The 15,392-nt window shown below is 65.6% G+C and carries 16 protein-coding genes, 2 tRNA genes and 1 other RNA gene; 11 read left to right on the top strand and 8 right to left on the bottom strand.

The window, feature by feature from the left end; all coding sequences use genetic code 11:
* Nucleotides 1–3: 3 nt before the first annotated feature.
* A complete protein-coding gene (locus tag ACIQC0_RS08960; protein WP_400534363.1) occupies nucleotides 4–741 on the top strand; it encodes a zinc ribbon domain-containing protein in 738 nt (245 codons plus the stop codon).
* A gap of 15 nt (nucleotides 742–756) precedes the next feature.
* Here ACIQC0_RS08960 and ACIQC0_RS08955 read toward each other — a convergent pair whose 3' ends face one another.
* Nucleotides 757–1,521 carry a YaaA family protein gene (locus tag ACIQC0_RS08955; RefSeq protein ID WP_400534360.1) on the bottom strand — a complete coding sequence of 255 codons (765 nt, stop codon included), beginning with the start codon at nucleotides 1,519–1,521 and terminating at the stop codon, nucleotides 757–759.
* Between the two features lie 56 nt (nucleotides 1,522–1,577).
* On the opposite strand from ACIQC0_RS08955, the gene rnpB reads away from it, so the two are divergent.
* The 5 genes from rnpB to ACIQC0_RS08930 all read left to right on the top strand — a co-directional run bounded on the left by rnpB (nucleotide 1,578) and on the right by ACIQC0_RS08930 (nucleotide 5,477).
* Nucleotides 1,578–1,965, top strand: an RNA gene (rnpB, locus tag ACIQC0_RS08950) — RNase P RNA component class A.
* A 61-nt stretch (nucleotides 1,966–2,026) separates the two neighbouring features.
* Nucleotides 2,027–2,536: a TspO/MBR family protein gene (locus ACIQC0_RS08945; RefSeq protein WP_400534357.1), complete on the top strand. Its 510-nt coding sequence runs from the start codon at nucleotides 2,027–2,029 to the stop codon at nucleotides 2,534–2,536.
* A 266-nt stretch (nucleotides 2,537–2,802) separates the two neighbouring features.
* Complete coding sequence (locus tag ACIQC0_RS08940) at nucleotides 2,803–4,281, top strand: glyceraldehyde-3-phosphate dehydrogenase (RefSeq protein ID WP_400534354.1); 1,479 nt, start codon at nucleotides 2,803–2,805, stop codon at nucleotides 4,279–4,281.
* 66 nt (nucleotides 4,282–4,347) lie between these two features.
* Nucleotides 4,348–4,557 (top strand): hypothetical protein, encoded by a 210-nt coding sequence (locus tag ACIQC0_RS08935; RefSeq protein ID WP_377215998.1) that lies wholly within the window; start codon nucleotides 4,348–4,350, stop codon nucleotides 4,555–4,557.
* Between the two features lie 122 nt (nucleotides 4,558–4,679).
* Nucleotides 4,680–5,477, top strand: a complete 798-nt coding sequence (locus tag ACIQC0_RS08930; RefSeq protein ID WP_400534351.1) for an HNH endonuclease family protein — start codon at nucleotides 4,680–4,682, stop codon at nucleotides 5,475–5,477.
* Between the two features lie 6 nt (nucleotides 5,478–5,483).
* Here the strand turns inward: ACIQC0_RS08930 and def are convergent, their stop codons facing one another.
* The 3 genes from def to orn all read right to left on the bottom strand — a co-directional run bounded on the left by def (nucleotide 5,484) and on the right by orn (nucleotide 6,981).
* Nucleotides 5,484–6,056 carry a peptide deformylase gene (gene def, locus ACIQC0_RS08925; RefSeq protein WP_400534348.1) on the bottom strand — a complete coding sequence of 191 codons (573 nt, stop codon included), beginning with the start codon at nucleotides 6,054–6,056 and terminating at the stop codon, nucleotides 5,484–5,486.
* A gap of 93 nt (nucleotides 6,057–6,149) precedes the next feature.
* Nucleotides 6,150–6,222: transfer RNA gene (locus ACIQC0_RS08920), tRNA-His, on the bottom strand.
* A gap of 129 nt (nucleotides 6,223–6,351) precedes the next feature.
* Nucleotides 6,352–6,981, bottom strand: a complete 630-nt coding sequence (orn, locus tag ACIQC0_RS08915) for an oligoribonuclease (protein ID WP_377216001.1) — start codon at nucleotides 6,979–6,981, stop codon at nucleotides 6,352–6,354.
* Between the two features lie 177 nt (nucleotides 6,982–7,158).
* Here orn and mptB point away from each other — a divergent pair, with 177 nt between their 5' ends.
* Nucleotides 7,159–8,715 carry a polyprenol phosphomannose-dependent alpha 1,6 mannosyltransferase MptB gene (gene mptB, locus ACIQC0_RS08910; protein WP_400534344.1) on the top strand — a complete coding sequence of 519 codons (1,557 nt, stop codon included), beginning with the start codon at nucleotides 7,159–7,161 and terminating at the stop codon, nucleotides 8,713–8,715.
* A gap of 353 nt (nucleotides 8,716–9,068) precedes the next feature.
* Here the strand turns inward: mptB and ACIQC0_RS08905 are convergent.
* Nucleotides 9,069–9,141 (bottom strand) — tRNA-Arg (locus ACIQC0_RS08905).
* 220 nt (nucleotides 9,142–9,361) lie between these two features.
* On the opposite strand from ACIQC0_RS08905, the gene ACIQC0_RS08900 reads away from it, so the two are divergent.
* The 3 genes from ACIQC0_RS08900 (at nucleotide 9,362) to ettA (ending at nucleotide 12,358) form a co-directional block, all read left to right on the top strand.
* Entirely contained in the window at nucleotides 9,362–9,922 is a 561-nt protein-coding gene (locus ACIQC0_RS08900; protein WP_377216003.1) for a single-stranded DNA-binding protein, read from the top strand.
* 107 nt (nucleotides 9,923–10,029) lie between these two features.
* Nucleotides 10,030–10,623, top strand: coding sequence for a DUF6993 domain-containing protein (locus ACIQC0_RS08895; RefSeq protein ID WP_400534341.1), 594 nt, complete (start codon nucleotides 10,030–10,032; stop codon nucleotides 10,621–10,623).
* A 52-nt stretch (nucleotides 10,624–10,675) separates the two neighbouring features.
* Nucleotides 10,676–12,358 carry an energy-dependent translational throttle protein EttA gene (gene ettA / locus ACIQC0_RS08890; RefSeq protein ID WP_377216005.1) on the top strand — a complete coding sequence of 561 codons (1,683 nt, stop codon included), beginning with the start codon at nucleotides 10,676–10,678 and terminating at the stop codon, nucleotides 12,356–12,358.
* A gap of 131 nt (nucleotides 12,359–12,489) precedes the next feature.
* On the opposite strand, the gene ACIQC0_RS08885 is transcribed toward ettA, so the two are convergent.
* Complete coding sequence (locus ACIQC0_RS08885) at nucleotides 12,490–13,470, bottom strand: acyl-CoA thioesterase (protein WP_377216006.1); 981 nt, start codon at nucleotides 13,468–13,470, stop codon at nucleotides 12,490–12,492.
* Between the two features lie 62 nt (nucleotides 13,471–13,532).
* Here ACIQC0_RS08885 and ACIQC0_RS08880 point away from each other — a divergent pair, with 62 nt between their 5' ends.
* Nucleotides 13,533–14,192, top strand: coding sequence for a hypothetical protein (locus tag ACIQC0_RS08880; RefSeq protein WP_400534337.1), 660 nt, complete (start codon nucleotides 13,533–13,535; stop codon nucleotides 14,190–14,192).
* Between the two features lie 40 nt (nucleotides 14,193–14,232).
* Here the strand turns inward: ACIQC0_RS08880 and ACIQC0_RS08875 are convergent, their stop codons facing one another.
* Together ACIQC0_RS08875 and ACIQC0_RS08870 are read right to left on the bottom strand one after the other, a co-directional pair.
* Nucleotides 14,233–14,685, bottom strand: a complete 453-nt coding sequence (locus tag ACIQC0_RS08875; RefSeq protein WP_377216008.1) for a globin — start codon at nucleotides 14,683–14,685, stop codon at nucleotides 14,233–14,235.
* A gap of 2 nt (nucleotides 14,686–14,687) precedes the next feature.
* Nucleotides 14,688–15,371, bottom strand: coding sequence for a mechanosensitive ion channel family protein (locus ACIQC0_RS08870; RefSeq protein ID WP_377216009.1), 684 nt, complete (start codon nucleotides 15,369–15,371; stop codon nucleotides 14,688–14,690).
* Between the last annotated feature and the right edge of the window lie 21 nt (nucleotides 15,372–15,392).

Genomic DNA, 15,392 nt, shown 5'->3' with positions numbered 1-15,392 from the left:
GAAGTGGCCAAGGCAGCACCGGCAGAACAGTTGAAGTTGCTCGACCTGCAGGGACTGGACGCCAAGCTGACCGCGCTGGCCAACCGCCGGCGCGCCCTCGAGACGGACCCCCGGATCAAAGACCTCGAAGCGGCGCTCGCCGTGGCCAACGGCGAACTCGGCGCGGCCAAGGTTGCCGTCCACGATGCTGAAGCCGAGCTCAAGCGCGCAGAGGCCGACGTCGAACAGGTCACCGTACGGATCAGCCGGGACGAAGCGCGGCTCAACAGCGGGACGGGACTGTCCAAGGACCTCGTGGCGCTCCAGAAGGACATCGCCTCACTCAACAAGCGGCGCTCGGACCTTGAGGACGTGGAGCTGGAGGTCCTGGAACGGCTGGACACCCTCCGCGAAAAGCAGGCTGCCCAACAGAGGATCGTTGACGACATCCAGGGCTCCTTCGGTTCAATCCGCGGTGAGCTCGACCAGGAACTCGCCGCCGTAGCCGCGGAAACGGCCGAGGTCAAGGGCCGCCGCGATGCGTTCGCCCAGGCCCTGGATGCACCGTTGCTGGCGGTCTACGAGAAAACACTCGCCCGGCGCGGTGTGGGGGCCGCCCGGCTGTTCCATGGCACGTCGGAGGCATCCGGCATGAAGCTCAGTCCCGGGGACCTTGCCGACATCAAGGCCGCAGCACCGGAGGACATCGTGTTCTGTCCGGACTCGGGAGCCATCCTGGTCCGCTCCGAAGAATGGGCCTGACCGGCCCGGCTGTCCTCAGCCGGGCAGGATGATGTTCAGCGCGTGCGGCTTGCGTGCCGTGCCGGGAACGAGTTCAGCTGCCCACTTCTCCTGTGCAGCCTTCAGCAGGGCCTGCGGGGTTGCGGGCGTCTTGCCCCGCCGCGTCAGCAGGTGCCGCGCCAATTCGCCCCGGGTGTGCTTGGCAAAGTGGCTCACTACCTTGCGGACCCCGCCGGTTTCGGTAAACACGTTGACGGCGGCCGTCTGTTCCGGCGGCGGCGCCCAGGCCACGGCGTAGGTGCTGGAGCGGCAATCCACCAGCAGGTGCCCCTCCGCCACCGGGGCGAGGGCGGCGGCCAGGTGGGGCTTCCAGAACGGGGCGAGGCGTCCGACGTCGGGCAGTGCCGTTCCCATCGAAAGCCGGTAGGCCGGAACGCTGTCACCGAAGCGGATGGCGCCCCAGAGCGCGGAAATGACCAGCACGGCGTCGTCCGCTTTGCGCCGCTGGGCCGCACTCATGGTTCCGTACCCCAGGGCGTCGTACAGGACGCCGGAATAGATCCGGTGCGCCGGCGCCGCAGGTTCGGCATGCAGCCGCGTATTGCGTACGACGTCGTCACGCAGCGATGCGCCCACCCCCAGGAGGGCGAGGGCATCCTCGTGCGCACTGACGGTGCCCAGCGACTCAAGGATTTCGGCCCTTCTTGCGTTCAGCGCCGGAAAGGCGAGGGAGTCCCAGTCGAGGGCCGGGCCCCGGGCGGCCGGGGTCTTGCCTTCGGAGGGGGGAAGCAGAATCAGCACCGTCCGATCCTACCGGCGGCTGAAGCAGGCTGCGGCGCCGGTAGACTGGACGCGGATGGGACAGCCAGGCGGCCGCGCGTCACGCAAGTGGCTCGAGGAACGTCCGGGCTCCACAGGGCAGGGTGGTGGGTAACGCCCACTCGGGGTAACCCGCAGGCCAGTGCCACAGAAAACAGACCGCCAGCCTTGCCGTCCCCGGATGGCAGGCGCAGGTAAGGGTGAAACGGTGGTGTAAGAGACCACCAGCTTCCCGGGTGACCGGGAAGGCTAGGTAAACCCCACCCGGAGCAAGGCCAGACAGGACACATTTGAGGGCTGCCCGCCCGAGTGTCCGGGTAGGCCGCTGGAGGGTGCCGGCAACGGTACTCCTAGATGGATGGCCGTCACTCCTTCGCCGGCAACAGCGGGGGAGTACAGAACCCGGCGTATCGGCTGTCCCATCCACCTGCCGTGATTGACCTGGAACGCCGTCGACTGACCTGAAACGCTGTTGGGGAACTGAACCGTGCCTGCTGATACAACCCCCGCACCCCGCCGGGTCCGCGACCTGCCCGCGCTCGCAGGGTTCCTGGCGCTGTCGGCCGCCACCTGGTTCCTCGCCGCTGTTCCCATCAGGTCCGCCGGTGACTGGTTCGCTGCCTCGGCGCAGGCGCCCTGGATGCCGCCTGGCTGGATGTTCCGGTCCATGTGGATGCTCCTCTACGCCGGCGTAGCTGTCGCGGCCTGGCTGGTATGGCGCCGCGGTGCGCTGCGCGGCGGCACCCTGGCCGGATACTGTGCCCAGCTGGGGCTCAATGCCGCCTGGCCGCTGGCATTTTTTGGACTGTACCCGTTCCTGGGCGCTCCCGCCCTGTGGGTTGCGTTCCTCGTCATCACTGCACTTGCAGCTTCCCTGGCGTTCCTGACCCTCCGCTTTGGGCCCGTCAGCCGGACCGCCGGTTTGCTCCTGCTGCCATATTTCTCCTGGGTGGTGTTCTCCGCCAGCCTGAACCTCTACTCGGCGATCCATAACTGACGGCGGACGCACGGGCATCAGTTGTGGGTTCCCGTGTGAGTGATTTCACGCGTCCGGAGCCTTCCGGCGCGCCGCGGCCAACCTAGAATGGATTCCGGACGTAGAAGTTCTCCCGCCGGGGCTGCGTTCGCAGCCGGCGGTTTTTCTTTGCAGCGACCCACGCGCCTGCGGGCCGAACCCGGCAGGCCACGGCGCCCCTGGACATCATCCGGTGGCCGACATCCGCGTACGAAGACGTATGCGGCTGAACCGAGGAAGGTATTTCTGTGAGCCAGACGTCAGATTCTTGTCTTGATACGTGGATGGGCCGGGAGGCTCTTGCCGAAGCCATGATCCCGGTGATCGGGCGGCTTTACCGCGAGAACAACGTGGTGACCAGCATCCACGGCCGGAGCCTGATCAACAAGTCCACCATGAACATCCTCAAGGCGCACCGCTTCGCCCGTCGGATGAGCAAGGACGAGTTGCGCCTGGAGGAGACCGCTCCGCTGCTGAACGCGCTCGCCGGTATGGAACTCGGCGCAGCGGCCATCGACATCGCCCGGCTGAACCAGAAGTTCAAGGACGAAGGTAACGGCGCCAGCCTGGAGGAGTTTCTCCGCGCCGAGCTCGCAGAGATCGTGGGCAAGCGCGGCGGCGACGACCGCACCAGCACGGATGTCGTGCTCTACGGCTTTGGCCGTATCGGACGACTTCTGGCACGCCTCCTCGTTGAGAAGGCCGGAGGCGGCCACGGGCTGCGTCTGCGCGCCATCGTGGTGCGCCGCGGTTCTGACAACGACCTCTCCAAGCGCGCCAGCCTGCTGCGCCGCGATTCCGTGCATGGTTCGTTCGAAGGAACCATCCGGATTGACGAGGAGGCCAACACCATTACGGCCAACGGTGTCCAGGTCCAGGTCATCTACTCGAACGATCCGGCCACCATCGACTACACCGCCTACGGCATCAAGGACGCCCTGGTGGTGGACAACACCGGCCGCTGGCGCGACACGGAAGGCCTGTCCCAGCACCTGCAGAGCAAGGGCGTTGCCCGCGTCCTGCTCACGGCGCCGGGCAAGGGCGAACTGAAGAACATCGTCCATGGCATCAACCACGGGGACATCCTGGATTCGGATCGGATTGTCTCCGCAGCGTCCTGCACGACGAACGCCATCACTCCGGTGCTCAAGGCCATCAACGACAAGTTCGGCGTAGTCCACGGCCACGTGGAAACGGTGCACTCGTTCACCAATGACCAGAACCTGATCGACAACTTCCACAAGGGCGATCGCCGTGGCCGTTCAGCGGCGCTGAACATGGTCATTACCGAGACCGGCGCTGCGAAGGCTGTTGCCAAGGCCCTGCCCGAGCTTCTGGGCAAGCTGACCGGCAGCTCCATCCGCGTCCCCACGCCGGACGTCTCCCTGGCGATCCTTAACCTGAGCCTGAAGAACGGCACCACCAAGGATGAGGTGAACGACTTCCTGCGCGAGATGTCGCTGCACTCGGACCTGCGCAAGCAGATCGACTACATCGACTCCCCGGAAGTTGTTTCCACGGACTTCGTCGGTTCCCGCCGTGCGGGCATCGTGGATGGGCTCGCCACGATTTCCAACGATAAGAACCTTGTCCTCTACGTCTGGTACGACAACGAGTTCGGCTACAGCTGCCAGGTAGTCCGGGTCATGGAGGAAATGGCCGGGGTCAACCCGCCCTCATTCCCGGCCAAGGAGTCGGCCGCCGCGCTGGCAACCATCGCAGTCTAATAACGGTCACCCGGTTTCCCGGCTGATCCTCTGGAATCAGCCGGGAAACCGGACCACACTGGTGGCATGACTAAGGAACCCGCGGTTCAGCACGAAACCACCCTCGAACACGCCCTGGATGTCGCCAAGGCCAACCACAAGGAAGCCTTGCGCCTCCTCGAAGGGGCGCGGGCCGCCCAGGCAACGGGCGACGTCGGCGAGGACCGGGTCCGCCAGCTCGAAGGCCTGTTGGCGGTCGCCGAGGAGGACCTCCGCCGCGTGATGCGCGAGCAGTAGAGGCCGCCCGCCGCCCCATGTGACGCGTCACTCTTCCTCCACACTGTGGAAATCCGCGGAAGGGATGTTCCGGTGCCCTAGGCTCTTCGGGTGCAGGATGTAAACCGCAGCGCGGTGACGCCATGAGCGCCAGCTGGACCGCCTACCGCCGTGCCCGCCGCCGATCCCGCCAGGCATGGGTGTTGCTGGCACTGGCCGCGGTATCTGCGCTGGCGACAGTGGCGTGGTTCTTTACCGACGGGCAGTTCGCACTGGCGGAGCCCGCGGCCGCCGGCCCGGTCGAAGCGCCCGTCTACGACCCCGCCTGGATGAAGCCGGTGGTAGCCGTACGTCAGGTGCCGGATGCTACGGCGCTGTCGGTCCTTGAGGGCCTGCCCGTCAAAGGCCGGGCACCGGCCAACAACTACGAGCGGGAGGCGTTCGGCCAGGCCTGGTTGGACGCCGACCGGAACGGCTGCGATACCCGCAACGACATCCTGCGGCGCGATCTCTTGGAGGTCGCGTTCACGGAACGTTCCCGGTGCGGGGTGGCGTCGGGCCGCTTCCAGGATCCGTACACGTCGAAGACCATCGACTTCCGCCGCGGCGCAGACAGCAGCCGTGAAGTGCAGATCGACCACGTGGTGGCGCTGTCGGATGCGTGGCAGAAGGGCGCCCAGCAACTGACAGCCCGGCAGCGCCAGCACCTGGCCAACGATCCCGTGAACCTCGTGGCCGCGGACGGGCCCGCCAACCAGCAAAAGGGCGCCGCTGACGCCGCCACCTGGCTGCCAAAGAACAAGTCGTTCCGCTGCCACTATGTGGCCCGCCAGGTGTCGGTCAAAGCAGGCTATGGCCTCTGGGTCACCCAGGCCGAAAAGGACGCCATGAAGCGGGTCCTGGGCACCTGCCCGGACCAGCGAACCGTCCTGGCACGATAACGGAGCCTAGTGGCCGAAGGGATCGGGGTCCACGCCGGGCATCCAGGTCAGCCCCGGCACACCCCAGCCGCTCTTCTTCGCCTGTTTCATGGCTTTGCGCGCGTAGCGGTCGATCAGCCGGTTGACGTAGAGCTTGCCGTCGAGGTGGTCGTATTCGTGCTGGATCACCCGCGCGAACCAGCCCGTCGCTTCGAACCGGACCGGCTGGCCGTAGCCATCGAAGCCCTCCACCCGTGCCCATTCGGCACGTTTTAGCGGGTAGTGCCCGCCGGGGAATGAGAGGCAGCCCTCTTCCTCCTCATCCGGGTCGGGAAGCGCTCCGGAGATCTTGGAGAGCGTCAGCTGGGGGTTCACCACGACGCCCGTAGGGGGAGCGCCGTCGTCGTTGGCGTATTTGTACACGAAGATGCGCTTGCCCACGCCGATCTGGGGCGCAGCGAGCCCCACGCCGTTGGCGGCGTCGTTGGTTTCGAACATGTTTTCGATGAGCGTGCGGAGGGCGTCGTCGAAGACCTCAACCTCTGCGGCCCGGCGGTGGAGAACAGGTTCTCCCCAGATGGTGATTGGCAGAACTGTCATGTCGTCCGTCCTTTGCGCTGTGGCCGGTATTTGATACATGGGGTACGCAAAAAAAGGAGGCCGCACCGGATATCCGGTACGGCCTCCCGTGAGGGTGAGCGACGGGGGTTGAACCCGCGACCTCCTGGACCACAACCAGGCGCTCTGCCAACTGAGCTACGCCCACCATGTGCCCTGCGGAGCGACCGGCTACCCGGCCCTCTGGAAAGGCAACTCAAATAGCTTACCTGCTGTTCAGCACTGTTTTGGCCACTTTTGCCGATTTCCCGGAAAATTCATGGAAACGTGGCGCAGATTACGCCTGCGGCTGTTTCGGGGATTCGGCCGTGGTGATACGGCGCGCGATCTGCTGGGCGGTGGCGCTGTCCGGACCGGGGGCGGGAACGAAGACGGCCTCGCGGTAGTACCGGAGCTCGTCGATGGAATCCTTAATGTCTCCCAGGGCGCGGTGGCCGCCCTTCTTTGCGGGGGACTGGAAGTAGGCACGCGCGAACCAGCGGCGTGAGAGTTCCTTGATGGTGCTCACGTCGATGACCCGGTAGTGGAGGTGCTCAACCACGGCGGGCATGTCCCGGGCAAGGAATACGCGGTCCGTTCCAACCGAGTTGCCACCCAGCGGAGCCTTGCGGGGGTCCGGCACCCATTCCGCGATGTACTCCATGACGAGGGCCTCCGCTTCCGCCATAGTCTTGCCGTTGGGCAGTTCCTTCAGGAGGCCGGATTTGGTGTGCATGTCCCTGACGAAATCGCCCATCTGTGCCACGGCGGCATCATCCGGCTTGATGACGACGTCCACGCCGTCACCCAGGATGTTCAGGTCCGAGTCGGTGACCAGGGCGGCCACCTCGATCAGGGCGTCATTCTTGATGTCCAGGCCGGTCATTTCGCAGTCGATCCAGACGATTCGTTCGTTAGTAATAGGCACCCGACCAGCCTACCTTTACACGTCCCGGCGGACCGCCGATGCTAGGATTCTGGGACGCGCGGCGGACGATTCCGCCGCTTGCTCCACCTGCTGCGGCGGCCCGCGAGGGACGCCGGGCCCGGCCGCTGCGCGCAAGACACCACACATCTTCGCGCCTGAAGATTGGACGATCCTGACATGACGGCGCCTGTGCCCGCGACGGGAGAGCTGGCCGGTGACGCAGCCGTTCCCGCGGAGGACGCCGGGATGGACAGTCCCCGCTCTCCGCTGCTGGCGGGCTTCGCCGGTTCCATGTTCATGCTGGTCGGATCCCTGGGGGTGGGCTGGCTCGCCCCCGTCTCCGAGCTGCGCCGGATGCCACTGTTCATCTGGATGCGCGCGGAGGCGCTGGGAGTGGCGTTGTCCATCATCCTGCTCGCCGTCGGCGGCATGCTGCTGGTTCGGGCCTGGCTCCGCCTGGGGCAGAAAGTGCGCGTCTGGGGGCCCGCGGCACGGAGGGTGACCCTGGCCGCGGTTGTTGCCTGGGGGCTGCCCATGATGTTCAGCATCCCGCTGTTCAGCCGGGACGTTTACGCCTACATCGGCCAGGGCCGCCTGATGTTGGAAGGCTTCAACCCGTACGAAAACGGAATCTCCGCGCTGTCGAACTACTTCCAGCTGGGCGCCGACAAGATGTGGACCGAAGCGCCCGTCCCGTATGGCCAGCTCTTCCTGTGGATCGAGCAGTTCGTGGTGTGGGTAACGAACGTGCAGCCGGAGGCCAGCGTCATGCTGTTCCGGTTGGTTGCCCTGGTTGGTGTGGTTCTCTGCATCGTCTATGTGCCGCGGCTTGCGGAGCTGCATGGCGTGAACCCGCACCGCGCCCTCTGGCTGACCGCTGCGAATCCACTCTTCCTGACCAATTTCATCGCAAGCGTCCACAACGACGCGCTCATGATTGGCCTGGCCCTCGCCGGTCTCTACTACTGCGCCACGCGGCGCGTGGTAGTGGGTATCGTCCTGGTCACGCTGTCCATTGCGGTCAAGCCCATTACGATCATCTTCCTGCCGTTCATCGGGCTGATGTGGGCCGGCAAGGAGGCCGGCTGGCTGCGGAAATTCTGGTTCTGGGGTCTGACTGCCGCGCTGAGCCTGGGGATGCTGGTGCTCATGGCACTGGTCAACGGCTTCGGCTTTGGCTGGATCAATGGGCTCTCGGCCCCCGGCAGCCTGGCCATCTGGTACGCACCCGTGGGGCTCATCGGCATGGTGGTGGGGTCCCTGGCGCGGGCGTTTGGCCTGGGGTACGACGTCTTTTCCGGGCTGGTGTTCACCGCGGGCAAAGTCCTGGCCCTCGGCATCATTGCCTGGCAGATCTTCAGGGGTGATCACGACCGCCTGATGCGCAGGCTGACCCTGGCCCTGGCGGCGGTGGTAGTGCTGGCTCCGATCATCCAGGCCTGGTACGTGGTGTGGCTCATTCCGCTGTTCGCGGTCACCGGGATCCGCAACGACTGGCAGGTCAAGACCCTCTACTTCGTGGTCTCGTTCTTCATGATCTACGCCATTTCCGACCAGCTGGAAGTGTTCCCGTACCTGCAAACCGAGGACCTTGGCTTCGCGCTGGCCCTCGCCCGTGTGGCCGCCGCACTGACGGGCCTGCTCTTCGGCCTGTACCTGATCTTCTGGGACCCCCGTACCAGAACCCTGTTCCGCAAGACCGGGGAACCCGTCGTCGAACGCCCGGTGATCTGACCAGCCGCACCAGCCGTTCCGGCCGTCACCGCGATGGCCGCCTGGATGCCGTCGAACCCAGGTCCCGCCGCCCGAATAGAAGCCCACGTAGTGTGCCGGAAGCCTTGACCGCCCGGATCCTCGCCCTGCGCCGTCGGGTTTCGACGCGCAAAATTGTGGTCGAGGCGCATCCTCGCCGGCGACGCCCACATATGGGGTGCGTCAGGGGACATGCGCAGCGCCCATGAAGATGCGCGTCGAAAACAGGACGGACTGTGGGAGGGGCCGGACAACACAACACCCCCGGTCCGAAGACCGGGGGTGTCAATGATGACCCGACTCCTCCGTGAAGGATGTCTCGACTCATCACACGGTGCCCCAGGAGGGAATCGAACCCCCGACCGGCGGATTAGAAGGCCGCTGCTCTATCCCCTGAGCTACTGAGGCGGGCCACCCCTGGACCCTAAGTCCGGGCGCCTCAAAAAGTTTACATTGCCCCGCGTGCGGCTGGAATCAGCCGCTGTACCTTTGGCCACCAGTCCTCCACACCCGCCGGAACCCTGCGGGTTATGCACATAGCCAAACGCACCCCTCCTTCGGGCGCCCGCCCGGAGACATGCTGGTGGTGCCTGCTAACGGGCATCACCATCTGAGACAGGACGAAGAGATGAGCGACTTCATTACGGTCCGTGGCTTCGTGGCCACGGACGTCAAGACTTCCACCACGACCGGGGGAGTGGCCACGGCCTCTTTCCGGTTGGCATCCACTACCCGCCGCTTCATCAAAGAGACGGGCACGTGGGCAGACGGGCAAACGAACTGGTTCAACGTTCAGGGGTACCGCCAGCTTGCCGGGAACCTTGCCTGCAGCGTGCGCAAGGGCCAGCCCGTCATTGTGATTGGCAAACTGAAGCTGCGCAGCTGGGAACGGGACGGCCGGACCTACCATTCCACCGAGATCGACGCGGACGCGGTGGGCCACGATCTGCAGTGGGGCTCCGCCAACTACATCCGCAACGCCACCAGGCCCGTTCTTTCGCTCGTGGACCAGGAAGGAACGGACGACGCCGGTTCAGCCCCGGTCTCTGACCAAACCTTTGAGGGGGCTGAAGAAAACGGCGGAGACCCAGGTGACTTTGGCGTCGAGACACTGACAGTCGAGGAACGCGACGGAGCCCTCTCGTCGCTGGACACGAACACGGGTGAACTCACGGCGGCGCCGGCCTGACCCGCGCTGCCATGAGACGGTGCCCGCGGGCCCGGTGCATCATGACCCGGCGCGGCCGTGACCCGGTGCCCGCGGGAGCAGCCGCGGCATCGTGGCACAATGACAGCATGCCCACAACGCCTGACCGCCGGACATCCGGTGCGGCCCACCCTGCGCCGGGCGTTTCCGGCGTTCACCTGCTGCACGGCAGGAGGGGAAGGCTCCGGAGGGCAGCAATGGTGGCGGGGTCAGCGTTCACGGCATCGCTCCTGGTGCTCACCGGCTGCAGCGGGGCCGCTCAGGATCCTCGCGTCACGGGCAGCTCGCCGGCGGCTTCGGGATCTGCCCAGGACGGTACGCCGGGAGCTGGAATCACGGTTCCCACCGCCGAACCCACAGGAACTGCAACGGCCGGCCCCACTGGACAGGCCGCTGCCGTTTCAGGATTACGCACCAAAGTGACCGATGTCCTGGGCAGGCTCGCCGCGGGTGCGCCCAAACCGTCCACGGCACAGGTCCGTGATGCCCTGACCGGAGCAGGCATTGATACCCGCTCGCTTGAGGTATCGGAGAGCACTACACCCACCGGCCTGGCGGCGGACTCGATCGAGGCCGCTGTGCTCCAAGGGAAGGACTGCGTAATCGGCCAGGTTCGTGAGGGCGCCGTGACGGTAACGGTGATGCCTGTCCTGGCCAGCGGCAAGTGCTTCGTCGGATCCTGAGCGGCAGCTTCGGAATGTGAGATATGACCGCCTACCCACTAGATTTGGAACCATGGCGGAATTTATCTACACAATGACCAAGGCCCGCAAAGCCGTTGGCGAAAAACTCATTCTTGATGACGTAAGCATGTCCTTCTTCCCGGGCGCCAAGATAGGCGTCGTGGGCCCGAACGGTGCCGGTAAGTCCACCATCCTGAAGATCATGGCCGGACTGGACACCCCGTCAAACGGCGAGGCACGGCTCAGCCCCGGCTACAGCGTGGGAATACTGCTCCAGGAACCCCCGCTGAACGAGGAAAAGACCGTCCTGGGCAACGTCCAGGAAGGCGTCGGCGAGATCTACGGCAAGATCCAGCGTTTCAACGAGATCTCCGAAGAAATGGCCAGCCCGGACGCTGACTACGACGCACTCCTGGAAGAGATGGGCCAGCTGCAGGAGGCCATCGATGCCGCCGATGCCTGGGACCTCGACTCCCAGCTGGAACAGGCCATGGACGCCCTCCGCTGCCCGCCGGCGGACGCGGACGTGACCAACCTCTCCGGTGGTGAACGGCGCCGCGTGGCCCTGTGCAAGCTGCTCCTGCAGAAGCCGGACCTGCTGCTTCTTGACGAGCCCACCAACCACTTGGACGCGGAAAGCGTGCTGTGGCTTGAACAGCACCTGTCCACTTACGCAGGCGCCGTCCTGGCGGTCACCCACGACCGGTACTTCCTGGACCACGTGGCCGAATGGATCGCCGAAGTGGACCGCGGCCACCTGTACCCCTACGAGGGCAACTACTCCACGTACCTGGAGAAGAAGCGTGCGCGTCTCGAAATCCAGGGCAAGAAGGACGCCAAGCAGGCCAAGCGCCTTGCCGAGGAACTCGAGTGGGTCCGTTCCAACGCCAAGGGCCGCCAGACCAAGTCCAAAGCCCGTCTGGCCCGCTACGAGGAAATGGCCGCCGAGGCAGACCGCACCCGCAAGCTCGATTTCGAAGAGATCCAGATCCCGCCAGGACCCCGCTTGGGCGGCCTGGTCCTGGAGGCCAAGGACCTGCAGAAGGGCTTCGACGACCGCGTGCTGATCGACGGGCTGTCCTTCAGCCTGCCACGCAACGGCATCGTCGGCGTGATCGGACCCAACGGCGTCGGCAAGTCCACCCTTTTCAAGACCATTGTGGGCCTGGAGCCGCTGGACGGCGGAGAACTCAAGATCGGCGACTCGGTCAAGATCTCCTACGCTGACCAGAGCCGCGGCGGCATCGACCCCAACAAGACCTTGTGGGAAGTCGTCTCGGACGGGCTGGATTTCATTCAGGTGGGCAATGTCGAAATGCCGTCCCGCGCCTACGTGGCCGCCTTCGGCTTCAAGGGCCCGGACCAGCAGAAGAAGGCAGGGGTGCTCTCCGGAGGCGAGCGCAACCGGCTGAACCTGGCACTGACCCTCAAGCAGGGCGGAAACCTCCTGCTCCTTGACGAGCCCACCAACGACCTCGACGTCGAGACCCTCAGCAGTCTGGAAAACGCGCTGCTGGAATTCCCCGGCTGCGCCGTGGTGGTCTCGCACGACCGGTGGTTCCTGGACCGGGTGGCCACCCACATCCTTGCTTACGAGGGCGACGAAGAAAACCCCTCCAAGTGGTACTGGTTCGAGGGTAACTTCGAGTCCTACGAGGAGAACAAGGTCGAGCGCCTCGGCCCGGACGCGGCCAAGCCCCACCGGGTCACGCACCGCCGCCTGACCCGCGACTGACACCGTCGCGGCTGTAGCCGGCAGACGGCAGGCATACGGAAGGCCGGCGACCACGTGTACTCCACACGCGGACGCCGGCCTTTCCCGCAGCCGGCTAAACCCCTGCCAATCAGCCCCGCTCAGCCGCCCTGCTACTCCCGTGATGCCTTCCGGATTTGGTGCTCCACGACCTTGGACTGGAAGGCTCCCACCACCTTGTTCTTGAAGTCCGTGGGCACACGGATCATCCCCTCCTGGGCCACCGATGCCACGTGCTCGCCCTCCCGGTTGAAGATCTTGCCCGTTGCCAGCCCCCGGGCGCCTTGCGCACTGGGCGACTCCTGGACGTACAGCAGCCACTCGTCCACCCGGGCCGGCCGGTGCCACCACATCGCATGATCCAGGCTCGCGACGTTCATGCCAGGCGTGATCCAGCTCAGCCCGTGCCGGCGCAGGATGGATTCCAGCAGCGTGTAGTCGCTCGCGTACGCCAGCGCTGCACGGTGCAGGTTGGTGTTGTCCGGCATGGGCCCGAATGTCTTCATCCAGACCGCGTTGCGCGGCTCCCTGGGACCTTTTGCCGATACGTACAGCGGGGGATCGACGTGCCGGATGTCGAACGGCCGCTCGAAAGCCCAGTGCCGGGCCACGGGATGGTCGAACTTGCCCAGTAGGTCCGCCGTGCTTGGAAGCGACTCGGGATCGGGGATTCCCGCCGGCATGGTAGACGCGTGCTCAATGCCTTCGTCGTTCCCCTGGAAGGAAGCGATCATCGAGAGGATCGGGACACCGTCCTGGTACGCGTGGACCCGCCGCGCGGAAAAGGAGCGTCCGTCACGCAGCCGCTGCACACCGAACGTGATGGGCTTGTTGGCATCGCCCGGACGGAGGAAATAGCCGTGCATGGAGTGGACAAAGCGGTCAGGGTCAACGGTGCGGATGGATGCCACCAGCGACTGCGCCAGGACCTGCCCGCCGAACACCCTGTGATGTGGCTGCTGCTGCGATGGACCCAGGAAGATGTCCTCGTCTGTCCGGGCACCTTCCAGTTCGCCAAGGTCCAGCAGTTTGATCAGCGATGCGGTGGGGTCACCGTTGGGCGGGGCCAACAGTCCGGTTTCGGCTTCAGTCATGGCTTGACTCTAGACGTCACCCAAGGACCGCTCAACCGGAGGCTAGCCGGTAGGGTTTGAGTGTGTCCGATCTTCTTACCAGCTCTTTCCGTTTCGCAGACCCCCGGGACCTGGCCGACCTGAAAACCTTCGCCACCCGCGCCAAGGCCATTGACGACGGCGCCATCCGCCTCCAGGGGGCCGGCACCGTCCTTGCCGCTTACGTCTGCGTCCTGCGGCCCCGTCTGCTGGGCGAATCGACTCCCACTATCCTCGGGCTGCGCACCATGGCGCTCGCGCAGCCCTCCGGCACGGATGTCACGGTGCCGCTTGCAGCCGTCCTGGACCGGATAGCCCGCGCGGGAGCGGACGACGTCGAACTGCCGGTCCCGCCGTCAATCGTCACTGAATCCTGGACCGGCGTGAGTGCGCCCCGCGGCGGCTGGGAGCACGCGGGAACCGTCGCCGATGCCTTCCTGCGCAGCGCCGCGGAGGCCGGCATGGCCGAGGTCGCGGAAATCGTGCCGGACAAACCCGGGACGCTGATCGTCAACAATGCAAGGGCTGCAGTGTGGGGCAGGGAACTGGACGACTCCGGCTTGCCGGCCGGGGCGGCGTTCGCGGCCCTCGCCCTGGGCTTCCTCGGGGACGGCGAGCAGGAGCTTTACCGCTCCGGCCGCTGGTTCCGCCTGACCGGACCCCGTGGGCATGTCCTCGTCCGGACCGGCAGCGGCCTGCCGTAACCGTCCGGCCCTGCCCGGACCTATTCCTGGCGTACCGTGCCTACGGCTCCGACGGGCTGTTGACCATGGACAGCGCCGCACGCTCCATGTAGTCCCACAGCGTGCCCTCGTACAGGGGCGGCAGTTCCAGCGCGTCGACGGCGGCCCGCATGTGGAAAAGCCACCTGTCCTTTGCCTCCGGCGTGACCTTGAACGGCATGTGCCGCATGCGCAACCGCGGATGTCCGCGCTCCGCACCGTAGGTTGTAGGACCGCCCCAATACTGCTCAAGGAACATCAGGAACCGACGCTTGGCCGGACCCAGGTCCTCTTCGGGATACATGGGACGCAGCAGCGGGTCGGTGGCCACCCCGTCGTAAAAGACGTCGATCAACTTCACGAACGTTTCGTGCCCGCCCACGGCGTCGTAGAAGTTGTCCGTGTAGCCCGGCTGGCTGAACGGGTCGTTTTGCATCAGCTGGCGTGGCTGGCGCGGTTCAGGCGTGGTGGTCATGGCTAGTCGCCGGCTTTCTGGTCGGTCTTGTCGTTGTCAGGCTTCGTGGTGCCCTGGTCCGTGGTTCCGTCCGGGCCCTCATGCAGGGGCACATAGTTTCCCTGCGAACGGTTTCCCACCCGCAGAATCTCGCCGTTGCGCAGGTACCAGATGGCGCCGTCGTCGGACCGGACGCGGGTGATGCGCAGGCCCATGGATTCCACTACGCCCACTACCTCGCTGGTTTCGATGACGTCACCGATGCCGAACTGGTCCTCGATGGTGATGAAGATTCCGGCCAGGAAATCCCGGATCAGCTGCTGGGCGCCGAAACCGATGGCGATACCCAGGATGCCGACGCTGGTCAGCAGGGGAGCGATGTTGATGTCCAGGTTCTGCAGTACGTACATGCCGGTGATCACCACCACCAGGACACCAACGATGCTGTTCAGCAGCGAACCGATGGTCTCCGCACGCTGGACCCTGCGCTCATGGTCGAGCGCCCGGAGCGCCGGGGCAGCCCATTTGAAGGTGGGCCGCTTGAACAGGCTGCTGCCGGCGGCCACCCGCTTGGTGATGCGGGAGATGACGTACGTGGCAAGCAGCCAGACGGCAAAACCGACGCCGAGGCTGATCGCCACCCCGGGAATGCTGATCCCGTCAGGGTCGGCGGCAACCGGGGGAAGGACTGACAACAAGCTGACCATGTGCGGCGGGGGCTCCTTGGG

It is taken from the genome of Pseudarthrobacter sp. NPDC092419, from assembly GCF_044755045.1.
In the GTDB taxonomy this organism is placed as follows: domain Bacteria; phylum Actinomycetota; class Actinomycetes; order Actinomycetales; family Micrococcaceae; genus Arthrobacter.
The sequence above is the reverse complement of the archived record's forward strand: the minus strand, read 5'-3'. Positions and strand labels throughout refer to the sequence as shown.